This is a genomic window from Paracidovorax sp. MALMAid1276 (assembly GCF_049198005.1).
GTDB lineage: Bacteria > Pseudomonadota > Gammaproteobacteria > Burkholderiales > Burkholderiaceae_C > Acidovorax.
Window position 1 is genome coordinate 41,355 of record NZ_JBMIRS010000197.1, and the last position, 15,411, is coordinate 56,765.

Here is a 15,411-nt window from a genome sequence, read left to right on the forward strand (position 1 = left end):
CCACAAAACACATGCGTCGAAAGGAGCCCTATGCCACTGAGCCGAAACAGCCTGCTGCTGGCTGCCGCGTGCCTGCCCCTGGTGGCACTGGCCGCCGGCATGGGCTACGGACAGTCCGCCGGCGAACGTGCGCTGGAGACAGTGCCCGGTCCCTGGCAGGGTAACTGGCGTGTGACGCGCGACGACCCGCGCATCCGCACCCTCGCTGGCGCCGAGCTGGCGCGTCTGCACATTTTGCAGAAGCAGGGCAGCCGCGTGCTGCAGTTGCAGTGGGTGGCTGGACGTGCCATGTGCGAAGACCCGGTTGGTGAACCCTGCGAGTGGGTGGGTTCGGTGGGAGAGGTTCGTGCGCGACAGACTCAAGCGGGCGGCCTGACCGCGTTGCTGGTGGTGAGCGCCGACCAGGACGACCCCTTCACCCTGCGATTTGCGCGCCGCCCCGTGGTGGGCGAGGCAGTGCAGGGCACCCTGAGCAGTGCGCGCGGTGACATCCGCTGGCGCGTAAGCATCGAGCGCGATGCGCAATGAACACAGTCAAAGAAAGAGAGCCGAGCATGACCCATGAAACTCAAGCTAACCCCTCCGTGTGCCCGCAGTCCAAGGAGGCAGGCGCCCTTCTGCGCTGGGGAGGCCTGGCGTTGAAGACAACCTTTGTTCTCGCTGGTGCCTGCGTTGGCATCGCCGCCCACGCCCAGACCATCCAGCCCGGCCTGTGGGAGTTCAAACACGACATGAAGATGCCAGGCCAACCCGACATGGCCGCCCAGATGGCGCAGATGCGCGAGCAGATGAAGAACCTGCCGCCCGAAGCGCGCAAGATGATGGAACAGCAGATGGCGGGCCACGGCATGGGCATGGGCGCCGATGGCGCACTGCGCCTGTGCATCAGCCCCGAGGACGCCAAGGCCGACCCCGTCCGCGAAGGGCTGACCGAGGGCGACTGCACCTTCACACAGGTCAAGCGCAGCGGCAACACCTGGACGGGGCGCCTGGTGTGCAAGGAGCCGCGCAGCCAGGGCGATTTCACCACCACGCTGCACAGCGCCAGCCACTTCAGCACCAAGGCCGTGCTCACCAGCAGGCAGCATGGCCGTATGGACATGAGCACGGATGCCCGCCGCCTGTCTGCGGACTGTGGTGGCCTCAAGCCTGCGGGCAAGCGGTGAAGGCAATGACAGACCGTCAGTTGTTTGCGCTGGCATCGGCGCTGGCCTGCTCACTGGGCGCTCCAGCGCTCGCCGTCGGCCAGACGCTGGACCAGCTCGCCTGTGCCGCAGGCGTTCACTGCAGCGGCGCGTTGGCCCCCGAAGAGGTGCGCGTGGTGCTGGGCATCGACAGCCAGTACCAGGCCGAACGCGCTTTCATCGATGCCAGCCGCGACTTTCCTGACGAGGTGTGGCGCTGCGCGGCGGCGGGCGAATGTGGTGGCCGAATGACGCAGAATGAAGCGCGGGTGGCCATCCCGCTGCCGGACGGCGGGTTTGCAGGTGCCGAGGTGTTGCGCCGCCGCGAGCCCGGTGCGCAGCCTGCCGCGCCGGGCTTGCCAGCCAGTCCGCCGTCGGGCGTTGCAGGCCCTTCAAGCCCTTTAAGCCCTTCAGGTTCATCGGGCTCACGCGGCTCCGCGGCACAGGTCCCTGCAGGTTCGTCTGGCGGTCGCCGTCCCGCTGGTATTGAGGTGGAGGTCCACAAGCCCGGGCCCCGCGAATTGGATCTGCAACAGCATGGGCAAGGCGGTTCGCCCTCGCTGGGTCCAGAGATTCAGCCCCGGGATGGCACTTGGCGGTTTGCCCACGGCAACCCGCGCACCAGTGGGACCTGTTTGCAAGGCCTTGGGCCGACGCTTGCCCGGCAGATGCCAGCGCTGCAGTCCGGTGATGTGGTGTTCCAGCGGCCATTCAATGCATCGCAAATCGTTCGCAGCCCGCAAGTGACCTGGCAGCGCGTAGCCCCCAACCACTGGCGCGGAACGCTGGCTGCCACCCAGGGACAGGTGATGGAGGGCGGCTGGACCGTGCGGGTGCTCAACCCGAACCGCATGGAAGGCGAGAGCACCGTGCGCTTGAGCGTCCCGACGGTTTGCCATATCAGCACGCCGTTCACCTTTGTCCGGCAGTAACGGGCGGCCAGCACTGGCGCCCATGGATCTTGAAAACAAGGAGTTCTGCATGCGTTCACTTTTATCTCTCTCCCTTGCGGCGGCGCTGCTGGTGCCTGTCGCCAGCGCATGGGCCCAGCAGGCCGCGCCCCGCACCCCCCAAGGGGCGGGCCAGTCCATGCTGGTGCTGGATGCCTCCGGCTCCATGTGGGGCCAGATCGGCGGCAAAGCCAAGATTGAAATCGCCCGTGAGGCCGTGGGCAGCATGCTTGCCACCTGGCCTGCCAGCCAGCAACTGGGGCTGATGGCCTACGGCCACCGCAGCAAGGGCAATTGCGCTGACATTGAGATGCTCAAGGCGCCTGGTTCCCTGGACAAGGTGGGCATGCAGCAGGCTGTGAATGCGCTGCAGCCCAAGGGCATGACGCCCATCTCTGCATCCGTTCGCATGGCGGCCGAGCAGCTCAAGTTCAGCGAGCGCAAGGCCACTGTCATTCTCGTGAGTGACGGTGAGGAGACCTGCCACGCCGACCCCTGCGCGCTGGGCAAGGAGCTGGAGAAGCTGGGCGTGGATTTCACGGCCCATGTGGTGGGCTTTGACATTGACAAGAACCCAAAGGCCAAGGCGCAGCTGCAGTGCCTGGCCAGCAGCACAGGCGGCCGCTATCTGGATGCCAAGGACGCGGGCGAGCTGAACAAGGCCCTGCGCGAGGTGGCCCAGGCGCCCGCTGCCTTGCCGGCGCCTCCTGCTGCGCCCCCAGCCTGCGGCAACTTTGTGGAAGGCCCCGAGTTCGCCATGAACCTCAGCACCTGGCCCACCGGCGAAAACGCGAGCCTGAGTGCGGAGTCCAAGCCGTTTGAACCCATCGAAATGGGACGCAACGCGGACGCGCGCGCCTGCCAGAAGCTATGTACCGATGACAAGTCCTGCACGGCCTGGTTTTTCGAGGCCATCGGCAGCAACTTCCGCACCTTGCCGGTCTGCCACCGGTGGGACGGCGTGGCTGCGCTCAGCGCGCCGCACGAGGCACACCCCGGCAACGCCATGGGCGTGAAGAAGGGCGTGCGCCAGATCGTTCGCGAAGCAGGCGCGGCCTGCAAGTGATTGCGCGGCCAAGCGCATCTGGCGGGAAACGCCATAACGGCGTTCCTGCCCCCAACTCCAGGAGCAAGCAATGAACTCACCCGAAGATACCTTCTCGACGACTGCAGGCCCGGCCCCGGCGGGCGCTGCCATGGCGCACGGCCTGCTGGACCGTGTGCTGGCCATCCTGCTGCGCCCGGGCGAAGCCTGGCTGCAGATCGAGCGCGAGGACCTGCCCATCACACGGGTGGTTGCCAGCTATCTGCTCATCCTGGCCGCCATTCCGGCCGTGGCGGGTTTCATCGGCACCAGCGTGGTGGGGATAGGGGCGTTCGGCCTGTCGGTGCGTGTGCCGGTCGTGCAGGGGCTGGTCGGCATGGTGGTGGGCTATGGGATGTCGCTGGTGATGGTGTTCGTGATGGCGCTGGTGGCCAACGCGCTGGCGCCGCGCTTTGGCGGCCAGGCGCAGCTGCCGCGCGCCTTTCAGCTGATCGCCTACGGCGCCACGGCGGGCTGGCTGGGAGGCGTGTTCAGCGCCGTGCCTGCGCTGGCCATGCTGGGCGTGCTGGCCGCGCTGTATTCGGTCTACCTCATCTACCGGGGCGTGCCCACACTGATGCGCGTGCCGCAGGAGCGCGCCGTGGGCTACACGGCGGCGGTGATCGCCTGTGGCATCGTGGCGGCGCTGCTGGTGGGGCTGGCGACATCGTTCGTGACACCGCGTCCGGGAGGCCTGGGCGGTCTCGGGGGCCTGGGCGCACCGGGCACGCTGGGCGGCGCGTCGTCCGTGAAGCTGCCAGGCGTCAACATCACCGTGCCCGGCACCGACATCCACATCGACACGGCCAAGGTCGAGTCCGCCAGCCGCCGCATGGAAGAGGCCCAGGCCCGGGGCGACACCCAGGCCGCGGGCAAGGCGATGGGCGACATGATGAGCGCCGCCCTGGGCGGCAAGGGCGCCGCGCCGCTGGCCCCCGAGGCCCTGCGCGCGCTGCTGCCCACATCATTGGGCGCCATGCCCCGCACGGCGGTGGAGGCGCGCAGCGACGCCGCCATGGGCGTGCAGTTCACCAACGTGAGTGCGCAGTATTCCGAAGGCGAGCGGCTGATCGAGGTGCGCATGCAGGACATCGGTGCGGTGCCCGCTTTGGCCATCGGCATGGCGTCCTGGTCGCGCAGCACGCTGGACAGCGAAACGGCCGACGAAGTGGAGCGCGTGTACCGCCGCGACGGCGTGGCCTACAAGGAAAGCTACCGCAAGGACGGCACCAGCGCGAGCCTCGTCATGCTGCTGCCCAACGGCGTGCTGCTGGAGGGCAGCGGCAATCTGCCCATGGACGACCTGCGCGCCGCGTTGCAGGCCGTGCCGGTGGGGCAGGTGGCGGCGCTCAAGCGCGCGTCTTGAATCTTGAATCATGAAGCGTGTTGTGGGGTGCTCGGTGCGCTTGTTGCGGCGGCATGCATCCCCTTGAACCGTTCACGCTGAGCTTGTCGAAGCGCTGCGCAAGGCTTCGGCAAGCTCAGCCCGAGCGGGGTTTTCAAGTTCTGCGATGTGCCGGCAGGGCCAGCGCATCACACCCAGCCCAGCGCCCCCAGCACCGCGCCCGCGCCCAGCATCCACAGCAGGTGTAGCCGGGTGCGCCACACCAGCAGCACGGTGGCGCCGCTGAGCAGCCACAGGGGCCAGGTGTCGGCCACGCCGCCGTGGGCGCGGGCCAGCACCCACGATGTGGCCAGCAGCAAGCCGATGACCACCGGCGCCATGCCCTGCTTGAAGGCGCGCACGCCGCGGCGCTCGCGGTTGCGGTGGCCCCAGCGGGTGGCCAGCCAGGTCAGCAGGCTGCTGGGCAGCATCACGCCCAGCATGCACACCGCCATGCCCAGGGCGCCCAGCAGCCAGCCCGCCGGGCCGGAGCCACCGGCGTTGATGCCCACGTTCCAGCCGAGCAGGGCGATGAACAACACGTTCGGCCCGGGTGCGGCCTGGGCGATGGCGATGGAGGCGTTGAACTGCGGGTCGGTGAGCCAAGCGTGGCGCTCGACGAGAAAGCGGTGCATGTCGGGCGCGGTGGCGATGGCGCCGCCCACGGCCAGCAGCGACAGCGAGAGGTAGTAGGCGAACAGGTGCAGCCAGTCCAGCGGCCCCATCGTGATGGCGAGGTTCATGGCGCCAGCCTTTTCCAGGTCAGCAGGCAGGCCGCGCCACCCACCACGGGCAAGGTCCACCACAGCGGCCAGCGCAGCACGGCCATGGCCACGATGGTGAGCGCCGTGAACACCACGCACAGCGGGCGGCCCAGGGGGTGGTGCCGGATGGACGCCAGCAGCTTGATGCCCACACCCGCAATCAGCCCGGCCGCCACGGCGCCCATGCCGCGCAGCGCGCCGGCCACCGCCGGGTGGCTGGCGAATTCGGCGTAGGCCACGGCAAGCGCCAGCACCAGCACCAGCGGAAAGGTGAGCATGCCCGCCAGCGCCGCCAGCGCGCCGCGCAGGCCGAAGTAGCGGTCGCCGATCATGATGCTGAGGTTGACCACATTGGGGCCAGGCATGGTTTGCGCCACGGCCCAGTCCTCCACGAACTCTTCGTTCGTCATCCAGCGCCTCTTCTCCACCAGCTCGCGCTGCACCACGGCCAGCACGCCACCAAATCCCTGCAGCGCCAGCCAGGTGAAGGACCAGAACAGATCGGCCGGATTGCGGGGCTGGGGCCGTGCGGGTGCCGAGGGCAGCGGCGGGGCGTGGTCAGGGGCAGGGGGCATGGATGGATTCGAATAAAAAAGGCCCGCAGCGCTTGATGGTAAAGCGATTGCCGCTATCAAATTGTGAGTATTTGGCAGCAGCACGCGGTGCGCAATGGTAAGCCCGCGAGGCCGGGCGAACGGGCAGCGCGGCCGGGCAGGTAAGCCATCGCGCAGCGGCATGGCCGGGGCGGTCAGCGGCGTGGGCCATGGTCCCATGCTGGGCGCTATGCTGCGTGTTTTGCCCGGCGTTCATGCCGCTGACCGAGGTTTCGTCCTCGCTCTCTTTGTGTCCTCGCTCTCTTTGCCCCAAGGAATCTCATGAAACTCATCCGCTACGGCCAGCCCGGCGCAGAGCGCCCCGGCCTGGTTGACGCGCAAGGCAGGCTGCGCGACTTGTCGATGCTGCTGCCCGAACTGGGGCCCGCCCAGCTGAACCCTCGCACCCTGGCTGCGCTTGCCGCCATCGACGCCACCCGCCTGCCTGCCGTGGACGGCACGCCGCGCCTGGCTTGCCCCGTGGGGGGTGTGGGCAAGATCGTGTGCGTGGGCCTGAACTACGCCGACCATGCGCGCGAGGCCGGGCTGCAGCCGCCCGCCGAACCCGTTCTGTTCATGAAAGCGGTGACTGCGCTCAGCGGCCCGAACGACGCAGTGCGCATCCCGCCCGGTGCAGCCAAGACCGACTGGGAGGTGGAGCTGGGCATCGTCATCGGCACGCGCGCCAGCCATGTGGCCGAGGCCGATGCGCTGGCGCATGTGGCGGGCTATGTGCTGGCCAACGACGTGTCCGAGCGCGCGTGGCAGATGGAGCGCGGCGGCCAATGGGACAAGGGCAAGAGCTACGACACCTTTGCGCCCATCGGCCCCTGGCTGGCCACCGCCGACGAAGTGCCCGACCCGCATGCCATCGACCTGTGGCTGGAGGTGAACGGCCAGCGCGTGCAAAACGGCAGCACGCGCAACTTCATCTTCGGCGTGCCCACGGTGGTGTCGTACATCAGCCAGTTCATGACGCTGGAGCCGGGCGACCTGATCCTGACCGGAACCCCCGCCGGCGTGGGCCTGGGGCAAAAGCCCGCGCCGTGGTTTCTGAAGCCCGGCGACGTGGTGCGCCTGGGTGGCACCGGCCTGGGCGAGCAGGTGCAGACGATGGTGGGCGGCTGAACAGGTTCAGAGACCTTGCGCCGAGCGCCAGGCCCCGCCCACCGGCAGCGGCGGCTCAGCCCAGCTTGCCCTTGAGCGGGTGGGCCGGGTTGCGCCAGCCGGCCTTTTCCGGGTACTTCACCTTGAAGATTTTCAGGTCTGCCTGGCTTTCGTACTTCACCTTGTAGATCTTGAAGCTGGCCTGGTTTTCATAGTTCACGAAGAACCAGGCAGCATCGCCCAGCGCCAGGGTGTCGTACCCCACCTCGTGCCAGCACAGGTCGGCCTGGCTTTCATAGCCCACTTCGCACACGCGCGCCTGGGCCTGGTTCTCATATTTCACTTCAAAGATCTTGGCCACGGCACTCCCTTTCTGCTGACAGGACGGGCTGCCATCGCTGGCAGGCAAACCCCGAGGTTATCCAAAATCGCGCCGGGCAGGTTCTCGGTCGGGTTGCGGGGTGTAAGTAGCCGTTTGCACAGCTGCGCCGATGGGCACGGGCGGTGGGCGACCCGGGCGTGGAGCGCTGCGCGGAGTTCACACGTTGCGGTCGCACATGAACTGCGCAAAGAAGCGCGCCAGCGCCGCATGGTCGCCCAGCGGCAGGACGTGCGCCACATACTGGTCCGGGCGCACGACCACCAGCGCGCCCCTGTCCCGGTCGATGCCCCGCAGCGTATAGATGTCAGGCCCCTCGCCCGGCATCGCGCAGAACACCTTTTCGTGGTCTCTCAGGCCCAGGCGCCCCTTCGCGGGCAACAGCAGTGGGGGAAGGGCGTCCATGCGCACATCGCGGTGGCTGCCCTGAAGGATCACGCGCAGGTCGAACACCGCGTCGGGCGGCTGGCCGGCAGGGGTGTGGCGGCGCAGCGGCGAGGTCGGCGACTCCGCCAGAAAGCGGCACAGCGCGCCCAGGCCATCGGCCCCATCCAACGCGGGGCTGGCGAGATTGCCTTCCCCGGCAAAGGCGTACAGCCGCCATCGGCCATCGGCGCGCGCGACGTGGCCCAGATGCATGGGGCGGGCATCGCAGGCGCGCACCACGGGGGCTGAATGGAAACGGGTGCCGATCCGAAAGCCGCGTGCGAGGTGCTGGTGGGTGCCGGGACCGGTGATGTCCGACGGGCGGTAGAGGGTGCCCACACCCGCCGTGAACCGGCCGTGCTGCTCGAAGTATTGCTGGAACGCCTTCGGATTGACCGCACCGGTCCGGTCGCTGAACATGGCGGCCCATTCGCGGTCGAATTCGATCAGCTCCTGGGCCACCGCCTGCCGTTCGGCGGAGTACGTGCGCAGAAGCTCGGGGCGGCACTGCCCGCGCAGCACGGCTGCCAGCTTCCAGCCCAGGTTGAAGCTGTCCTGCATCGAGAAGTTCATTCCCTGGCCGGCCTTGGGGCTGTGGGTGTGGCAGGCGTCACCCGCAATGAAGATGCGCGGCAGCACCCGGTCGTCGGCGCATCCACCTGCATCGTCATAGTGGTCGCAGATGCGCTGACCGATTTCGTAGACGGACCACCACGGCACTTCCTTCACGTCGAGTGTGTAAGGGTGCAGGATGCGCTGCGCGCTCTCGATGAGCGACTCCAGCGTGATATTGCGGCTGGCGACGCGTTCGTCCTGGGCGAGCTTGTCCATCTCTACATACAGGCGCACGAGGTAGCCCCCCTCGCGTGGAATGATGAGCATGTTGCCCTGGCTCGACTGGATGGCCGCCTTGTAGCGGATGTCAGGAAAACTGGTGACTGCCAGCACATCCATCACACCCCACGCATGGTTGGCAGAGTCACCCGCCAGTTGTCTGCCGATGGCCTTGCGGACGCCGCTGCGTGCGCCGTCGCAGCCTACGACATAGCGCGCCCGCACGGTCTCGATCTGGCCAGCGTGGGCGGCGTCGGTGCGCTCCAGCCGCACGGTCACGGGCAGCCCGGGCTGTGCCGGGTCCACGGTGGCGTCCACGAATCGGCGGCTGTAGTGCGGTGCCAGTCTCGTGGGTGCATTGCGCATGGTTTCCAGGTAGAAGTCGTGCACCCGCGCCTGGTTCAGCACCACGTGAGGAAACTCGGACAGCCCCTCCTCGGTGTCCTGAACGCGGCCGTGCCGGGCAATGTGCGCGGGCTGATCGCCATCCGGCTTCCAGAACGTCACTTCGTTGATCCAGCAGGCCTCCTGCAGCACACGCCCGCTGAATCCGAAAGCCTCGAACATCTCCATCGTTCGGCAGGCGATGCCGTCTGCCTGACCCAGCACCAGAGGGCCATCCTTCTGCTCCACGATGCAGGTGCGGATGTCGGCAAACGCAGCCAGTTGCGCCGCGAGGGTCAGGCCGGCGGGGCCGCAGCCAACGATGAGCACGTCCACCTCGGCAGGCACTGCCTCGGCGGGTGAGGTGGCATGGGGTGCGGCAGGCTGGATACGCGGGTCGCCCGGCTCAAAGCCATTCAGGTGGAATTGCATGGTGGTCGGTTTCCAAGGTGGGTGGGTGAGATAGCTCCTGATGCCGCTGATCCCAGTCGCGGTGGGCGGCGTCATTCAGGGTGAAGCGTTGCAATTGCTCGAACAAGCCAAGGCTTGGATGGTTATTATCAGTATTCTGATCGTCAGTATACTGACGATACGCCGATGACACAATGGGCTTTTTGCTGGTGTCCCCTGGGTCCTATCTTCCGTATGGCAACGCTTCCTTCTGACAAGCGCCCGGCGCTTGCCCTCTTTCCTGGCCACTGCATCCGCCGGCTGCAGCAGGCAGCGGTGGCCGCGTTCATGGGTGACGCCGAGGCCGCCAGCGTCACCCCGGTGCAGTTCGCAGTGCTCTACACGTTGGCCGAGCAGCCAGGCATAGACCAGCGCACGCTGGCGCGGCAAGTGCATTTCGATACCTCCACCATCGGCAGCGTGGTGGACCGCATGGAGGCCCGGGGACTGCTCACGCGCAGTCTTTCAGACCAGGACCGGCGTGTGCGGCTGCTGCACCTGACGGAAGAGGGTGCCCGGATGCTGCACATGCTTGAGCCCAGCGTGATGCGCGTGCAGGACCAAATCCTGCAGCCGCTGAACGAGGCAGAGCGCGCAGAGTTCATGCGCCTGGCTCAGCGCGTAGTCGACCACCACGGATCGGTCGAGTAAAGCTATAAGTTTTATAGCTGTAGCATCAATAGCAGCAAGCGGTAACGCCGGTTTTGGTGGCAGATTTTCAGGCGGCACGCGCGAAACCGTCCCATCCCATCGCGCACTGCGGATCGGTGGGGCTGCCGCCCACACGGCCAAACGCCTACACCGGCGGCGCCGCCAGCACCTGTGCCCGCTCCGCGCAAAACCGCTGGGCCTCTTCCAGCAGCCACTCGCGCACCAGCTGCATGGCCGGGCCTGGGTGGGGGGTGGTCACGAACGAATACGCCGCGCGCGACGCCACGCTGTGCCCCAGCAGCGGCACCAGGCGGCCGGCTTTCACGTCCTGCAGCACCAGCGCTGCGCGGCCCATGGCGATGCCTTGACCGGCGAGTGCGGCGCCGAGGGCCAGCTGTGACAGGTTGAACTGCTGCCCGCCCGCCCAGGGCGGAGGCGCGGCGCCGCGCTGGGAGAACCAGCGCTGCCATTCCTCGTAGGGGTCCGCACCGTCCCAGGCGCTGCTGTCGTGCAGCAGCCACTCGCCCGGCAGGTCCTCGGGGGTTGTGATGCCCGGGTGGCGGGCCAGGAACTCGGGGCTGGCCACGGGGATGAGCCATTCGTCCAGGAACACGGTGGCACTCAGGTCGCGGTAGCCGCCCAGGTCGAACCGCACGGCGGCCTCGATGCCGCCCTGCACCATGCGGGTGCGGTCCAGGGTGTGGAACTCGCCAAACACCCGCAACCCGGTGTGCGGGTGCTGGCGAAAGAAGTCGCCCAACCGGGGCGTGAGCCAGCTCATGGCAAAAGACGGGGAACAGCTCAGCGTGGCGATGGCGGCCTCGGGCGGCTGGCGCATCTGGGCCAGGGTGCTCTCGATGGCGTCAAAGCCCTCGCGCAGCACCACGGCCAACCATTTGCCCTCGGGCGTGGGCACCAGGGCGCGGGGGGTGCGCAGAAAGAGCGGGCGGCGCAGCCAGTCTTCGAGTTGCTTGACCTGCTGGCTCACGGCGCCCTGGGTGATGCACAGCTCGGCCGCCGCCTTGGTGAAGCTGCCGTGGCGCGCCGCTGCATCAAAACTGCGCAGCCAGACGAGCAGGGAGGGGGAGAGGCGAATATCCATTATTGAAACTAATGCCTTGCTCAATATAAATGGTTTGTGACGTTGGCGTGACCGGCGAAAAATGGCGGCAAGACTTTTCGACATCCCAATGCCATGACGATCGCTGAACCCCAGACCACCCCCGATGCCCTGCTGTCCACCCGCGTGCGCAACGCCCAGCCCGCGCTGTGGACGAACCCGGCCCGGGAGGCACAGCCCGCCGCAGCATTGTCCGCTTTGGGGCGATCCATTAGTCTGGATGATACGAAGGCGGCCAATGCCCGCCTCGGCCGCTTTGCCGGCCTGCTGGCTGAGGTGTTTCCCGAGCTGGCGGCGTCCGCTGGCGTGGTGGAGTCGCCGCTGTTGTCTGCTTCTGCCCTGCAGCCCGCGCTCGGCTGGCAGGAGGGCCAGGGTCGCCTGTTCATCAAGGCCGACCACCGCCTGCCGGTGGCGGGCTCCATCAAGGCCCGGGGCGGCATGCACGAGGTGCTGGAGTTTGCCGAGGGGCTGGCGCTGCAGCATGGCCTGGTCGAGCCCGGCGGTGACTTCCGGGAGCTGGCGACGCCGCAGGCGCGCGCCGTGCTGGGCCGCTACCAGGTGGCGGTGGGCTCCACGGGCAACCTGGGCATGAGCATTGGCGTGGTCGCTGCGGCCCTGGGTTTTCAGGCCACGGTGCACATGTCGGCCGACGCCAAGGCGTGGAAGAAAGACCGCCTGCGCCAGCGCGGTGTGCAGGTGGTGGAGCACACGGGCGACTACGAGCGCGCGGTGGCCGCAGGGCGTGCCGAGGCGGCCGCCAATCCGCAGTGCCACTTCGTGGATGACGAGCAGTCGTTCTCGCTGCTGCTGGGCTACAGCGCAGCAGCCTTGCACCTGAAAGAGCAGCTGGCCGCACAGGGCGTGCCGGTGGACGCCGAGCACCCGCTCATCGTCTATCTGCCCTGCGGCGTGGGCGGCGCGCCGGCGGGCATCACCTTTGGCCTCCGGCAGCTGCTGGGGCCGCATGTGCATTGTTTTTTTGCCGAGCCGGTGCAGTCGCCATGCTTCATGGTGCAAATGATGGCCGATGCAACGCAAGGTGTGGGGCAGCACCCGTCGGTGTACGACTGGGGCCTGACCAACCGCACCGAGGCCGACGGCCTGGCCGTGCCGCGTGCATCGCTGCTGGCGGCCGGGCTGATGCAGCCGCTGCTGTCGGGGGTGTTCACGGTGGCCGACGACACGCTGTTTGCGCGCCTGGTGCAGGTGTTGGATGCCCTGGGCGAGCGCATCGAGCCCTCGGCCGCTGCGGGCTTCAGCGGCCCGGCGATGCTGGCGGGCACCACGGCCGGGCAGGCCTGGCTGCGCTGCACGGGCATCGACGCCGTGCTGCACCAGACCACCCACCTGGTGTGGACCACCGGCGGCCTGCTGGTGCCCGATGCGCAGTTTCAGGGCTTTTTGCAGCGCGGGCGGTCCGTGCTGGCGGCGCGGGGCTGATCGCGCTCGCCCCGCAGTTGTCTGATTCTTTCCTTCCCGTTCTTTGTCCTTCATTCACCTTTTCTGGAGCCACGCCATGAACCGCAAGAAGCTGCTTGTTTTGTCTGCCGTCCTCGGTGCCGCCTTCGGGTCTGCCGCGTGGGCACCCGCCATGGCGCAGGACGGGGCCTTCCCCAGCAAGCCGATCACGCTGGTGATTCCGTTCCCGCCGGGCGGGGCCACCGACGTGCTGGGCCGCCTGATCGGCAAGAAGCTGGCCGACACACTGGGCCAGAGCGTGGTGATCGACAACCGGGCGGGGGCCGGCACGGTGATCGGCGCCAGCTCGGTGGCCCGCGCGGCGCCGGACGGCTACACGCTGCTGATGAGCTCGGGCACCACCTTCACCGTGAACCCGGCCGTGCGCGCCAAGCTGCCGTACGACCCGGTCAAGAGTTTCGAGCCCATCGGCATTGCCGGGCGCACGGGCCTGATCCTGCTGGCCAACAAGGACGTGCCGGTGGCGGATGTGAAGCAGTTCGTAGCCCTGGTGAAGGCCGGGCCGGACAAGTATTCGTATGGCTCGTTCGGTGCGGGCACCACCTCGCAGTTTGCGGGCGAGATGTTCTTCCACGCAGCGGGGCTCAAGATCCAGCACGTGCCGTACAAGGGCAGTGCGCCCGCGATGACCGACCTGCTGGGCGGGCAGATTCCGTTCACGGTGGATACCGTGTCGGCTGCGCTGCCGCAGCTCAAGGACGGCAAGATCAAGGCGATTGCGGTGACCTCTGGCAAGCGCTCGGCCCTGCTGCCCAAGGTGCCCACGCTGGCCGAAAGCGGCTATGCCGGCCTGGAGATGGACACCTGGCTGGCCATGGTCGCGCCGCGCGGCCTGCCGCCGGCCGTGAAGACGCGGCTGGAGCAGGCCCTGGCCCAGGTGGTGGCCGACCCCGAAACGCGTGACAAGATGATCGCCGTGGGCTTCGAGCCGTCCCATGCGTCGTCCAAGGCCTTGGCCGAACTGATCGACAAGGAGCTGCCGCTGATGCGTGCGATTGCGCAGCGCGCCGGCATCACCGCAGACTGAAGCCCGCCTGAACACCACAAGGAGACATGCCCAAGATGACCGCTGGAACCCACGCTCTGGTTGAACTCACCGCCAACGAATTGCGCCACCGCATCGGCACGCGCGAGATCTCGCCGGTGGAACTGCTCGACGCCTGCATCGCGCGCATCGAGGCGGTGAACCCGCAGGTGAATGCCGTCACCGCCACCTGCTACGACCGTGCCCGCACCGAGGCCAAAGCCGCCGAGCAGGCGGTGCTGCGCGGCGAGCCGCTGGGCCTGCTGCATGGCCTGCCCATGGGCGTGAAGGACCTGGAGGCCACGGCAGGGCTGCTGACCACCTATGGCTCGCAGATCTACCGTGAGCACATTCCGGCCGAGGACAACGTGCTGGTGGCGCGCCTGCGCGCGGCGGGCGCCATCGTCACGGGCAAGACCAACATCCCCGAGATGGGCGCGGGCGCCAATTCGCGCAACACCGTGTGGGGCGCCACGGGCAATCCGTTCAATCCCAACCTGAACGCCGGGGGATCTTCGGGCGGCTCGGCCGCTGCGCTGGCCTGCGACATGCTGCCGGTGTGCACGGGGTCGGACACGGGCGGCTCACTGCGCATTCCGGCGTCCATCTGTGGCGTGGTGGGTTTCAGGCCTTCACCGGGTGTGGTGCCCAGCTCGCGCAAGCTGCTGGGTTGGACGCCGATTTCGGTGGTGGGCCCCATGGGCCGCACAGTGGAAGAGGCCTGCCTGCAGCTGGCGGCCTCGGCGGGCATGTCGCCCGGCGACCCGCTGAGCTATCCGCTGGACCCCATGAGTTTCTTGCTGCCTGAAGCCGTGGACCTGAGTCGCCTGCGCGTGGCCTATACCGAGGACTTTGGCGCCTGCGCGGTGGACAACGGCATCCGCGCCGTGTTCCGCCGCAAGGTGCAGGCCATGCAGCACCTGTTTGCGCGGTGCGACGCCATTGACATCGACCTGGGCGATGTGCACCGCTGCTTTGACGTGCTGCGCGCCGAGGCCTTTGTGGCCAGCACGCGCGAGGCCTACGAGCGCGACCCTGCCAGCCTGGGGCCCAACACCCGCGCCAATTACGAAATGGGCGCCGCGATGACGCTGCTGGACAGCGCCTGGGCGCAGGCGGAGCAGACGCGCATCCTGGCGCGGTTCCAGAAGCTGTACCAGGACTACGACGTCATCCTGGCGCCCACCACGCCGGTGTCGCCGTTTGCGTGGACTGAGCTGTTTGCCAGCCACATCCACGGCGAGCCGCAGGCCAATTACTACCGCTGGCTGGCGCTGACCTATGTGACCACGCTCACCACCCACCCGGCGCTGAGCCTGCCGTGCGGGCTGGACGACGCGGGCATGCCGTTTGGCCTGCAGATCGTGGGGCGCTTTCGTGCCGACCGGCACACGCTGGGCGTGGGGCATGCGCTGGAGCAGGCGTTCAAGGGCATTGCGGGGCTGGCGCGGCCCCGGCCTGATATTGCCAAATTGATGCAGACCCGCGCCGAGCCTGCGCTGACCTCCATCGTGACGCAGGCACCCGACCCGCGCGACGCCCGCAGTCTGCCGCGCGACGACCGTACAGCGTCGGCAGCGCAGGTGTCGGCGGTTTGA

General features: G+C 67.9%; 16 protein-coding genes. 11 read left to right on the top strand and 5 right to left on the bottom strand.

Features of this window, described 5'->3' with window-relative positions; genetic code table 11:
- Window positions 1-30: 30 nt before the first annotated feature.
- The 5 genes from ACOQFS_RS15020 to ACOQFS_RS15040 all read left to right on the top strand — a co-directional run bounded on the left by ACOQFS_RS15020 (window position 31) and on the right by ACOQFS_RS15040 (window position 4,584).
- A complete protein-coding gene (locus ACOQFS_RS15020; protein ID WP_421563631.1) occupies window positions 31-528 on the top strand; it encodes a hypothetical protein in 498 nt (165 codons plus the stop codon).
- Between the two features lie 26 nt (window positions 529-554).
- Window positions 555-1,166, top strand: a complete 612-nt coding sequence (locus ACOQFS_RS15025) for a DUF3617 domain-containing protein (protein ID WP_421563632.1) — start codon at window positions 555-557, stop codon at window positions 1,164-1,166.
- Between the two features lie 20 nt (window positions 1,167-1,186).
- Entirely contained in the window at window positions 1,187-2,116 is a 930-nt protein-coding gene (locus tag ACOQFS_RS15030) for a hypothetical protein (protein ID WP_421563633.1), read from the top strand.
- Between the two features lie 49 nt (window positions 2,117-2,165).
- Complete coding sequence (locus tag ACOQFS_RS15035) at window positions 2,166-3,200, top strand: vWA domain-containing protein (protein ID WP_421563634.1); 1,035 nt, start codon at window positions 2,166-2,168, stop codon at window positions 3,198-3,200.
- 70 nt (window positions 3,201-3,270) lie between these two features.
- On the top strand, window positions 3,271-4,584 hold the full coding sequence (locus tag ACOQFS_RS15040; protein ID WP_421563635.1) for a Yip1 family protein: 1,314 nt from the start codon (window positions 3,271-3,273) through the stop codon (window positions 4,582-4,584).
- Window positions 4,585-4,751: 167 nt separating this feature from the next.
- On the opposite strand, the gene ACOQFS_RS15045 is transcribed toward ACOQFS_RS15040, so the two are convergent.
- Together ACOQFS_RS15045 and ACOQFS_RS15050 are read right to left on the bottom strand one after the other, a co-directional pair.
- Complete coding sequence (locus ACOQFS_RS15045) at window positions 4,752-5,345, bottom strand: chromate transporter (protein ID WP_421563636.1); 594 nt, start codon at window positions 5,343-5,345, stop codon at window positions 4,752-4,754.
- Window positions 5,342-5,941, bottom strand: a complete 600-nt coding sequence (locus ACOQFS_RS15050; protein WP_421563637.1) for a chromate transporter — start codon at window positions 5,939-5,941, stop codon at window positions 5,342-5,344. Before ACOQFS_RS15050 ends, ACOQFS_RS15045 begins: the two co-directional genes overlap by 4 nt.
- 300 nt (window positions 5,942-6,241) lie before the next feature.
- Here ACOQFS_RS15050 and ACOQFS_RS15055 point away from each other — a divergent pair, with 300 nt between their 5' ends.
- Window positions 6,242-7,087: a fumarylacetoacetate hydrolase family protein gene (locus ACOQFS_RS15055; protein ID WP_421563638.1), complete on the top strand. Its 846-nt coding sequence runs from the start codon at window positions 6,242-6,244 to the stop codon at window positions 7,085-7,087.
- Between the two features lie 55 nt (window positions 7,088-7,142).
- Here ACOQFS_RS15055 and ACOQFS_RS15060 read toward each other — a convergent pair whose 3' ends face one another.
- Together ACOQFS_RS15060 and ACOQFS_RS15065 are read right to left on the bottom strand one after the other, a co-directional pair.
- A complete protein-coding gene (locus ACOQFS_RS15060; protein ID WP_421563639.1) occupies window positions 7,143-7,427 on the bottom strand; it encodes a DUF6150 family protein in 285 nt (94 codons plus the stop codon).
- A 177-nt stretch (window positions 7,428-7,604) separates the two neighbouring features.
- Window positions 7,605-9,521, bottom strand: coding sequence for an FAD-binding monooxygenase (locus tag ACOQFS_RS15065; RefSeq protein ID WP_421563640.1), 1,917 nt, complete (start codon window positions 9,519-9,521; stop codon window positions 7,605-7,607).
- 40 nt (window positions 9,522-9,561) lie between these two features.
- Here ACOQFS_RS15065 and ACOQFS_RS15070 point away from each other — a divergent pair, with 40 nt between their 5' ends.
- Both ACOQFS_RS15070 and ACOQFS_RS15075 read left to right on the top strand, forming a co-directional pair.
- Entirely contained in the window at window positions 9,562-9,690 is a 129-nt protein-coding gene (locus ACOQFS_RS15070) for a hypothetical protein (protein ID WP_421563641.1), read from the top strand.
- Between the two features lie 44 nt (window positions 9,691-9,734).
- Entirely contained in the window at window positions 9,735-10,190 is a 456-nt protein-coding gene (locus ACOQFS_RS15075; protein WP_421563642.1) for a MarR family winged helix-turn-helix transcriptional regulator, read from the top strand.
- Window positions 10,191-10,335: 145 nt separating this feature from the next.
- Here ACOQFS_RS15075 and ACOQFS_RS15080 read toward each other — a convergent pair whose 3' ends face one another.
- The gene (locus ACOQFS_RS15080) at window positions 10,336-11,292 is read right to left on the bottom strand and encodes a LysR substrate-binding domain-containing protein (RefSeq protein WP_421563643.1); all 957 of its coding nucleotides are present in this window, start codon (window positions 11,290-11,292) and stop codon (window positions 10,336-10,338) included.
- 93 nt (window positions 11,293-11,385) lie between these two features.
- On the opposite strand from ACOQFS_RS15080, the gene ACOQFS_RS15085 reads away from it, so the two are divergent.
- The 3 genes from ACOQFS_RS15085 (at window position 11,386) to ACOQFS_RS15095 (ending at window position 15,411) form a co-directional block, all read left to right on the top strand.
- Window positions 11,386-12,750: a D-serine ammonia-lyase gene (locus ACOQFS_RS15085; protein ID WP_421563644.1), complete on the top strand. Its 1,365-nt coding sequence runs from the start codon at window positions 11,386-11,388 to the stop codon at window positions 12,748-12,750.
- A 76-nt stretch (window positions 12,751-12,826) separates the two neighbouring features.
- Window positions 12,827-13,816 (top strand): Bug family tripartite tricarboxylate transporter substrate binding protein, encoded by a 990-nt coding sequence (locus tag ACOQFS_RS15090; protein ID WP_421563645.1) that lies wholly within the window; start codon window positions 12,827-12,829, stop codon window positions 13,814-13,816.
- Window positions 13,817-13,842: 26 nt separating this feature from the next.
- Entirely contained in the window at window positions 13,843-15,411 is a 1,569-nt protein-coding gene (locus tag ACOQFS_RS15095) for an amidase (RefSeq protein WP_421563646.1), read from the top strand.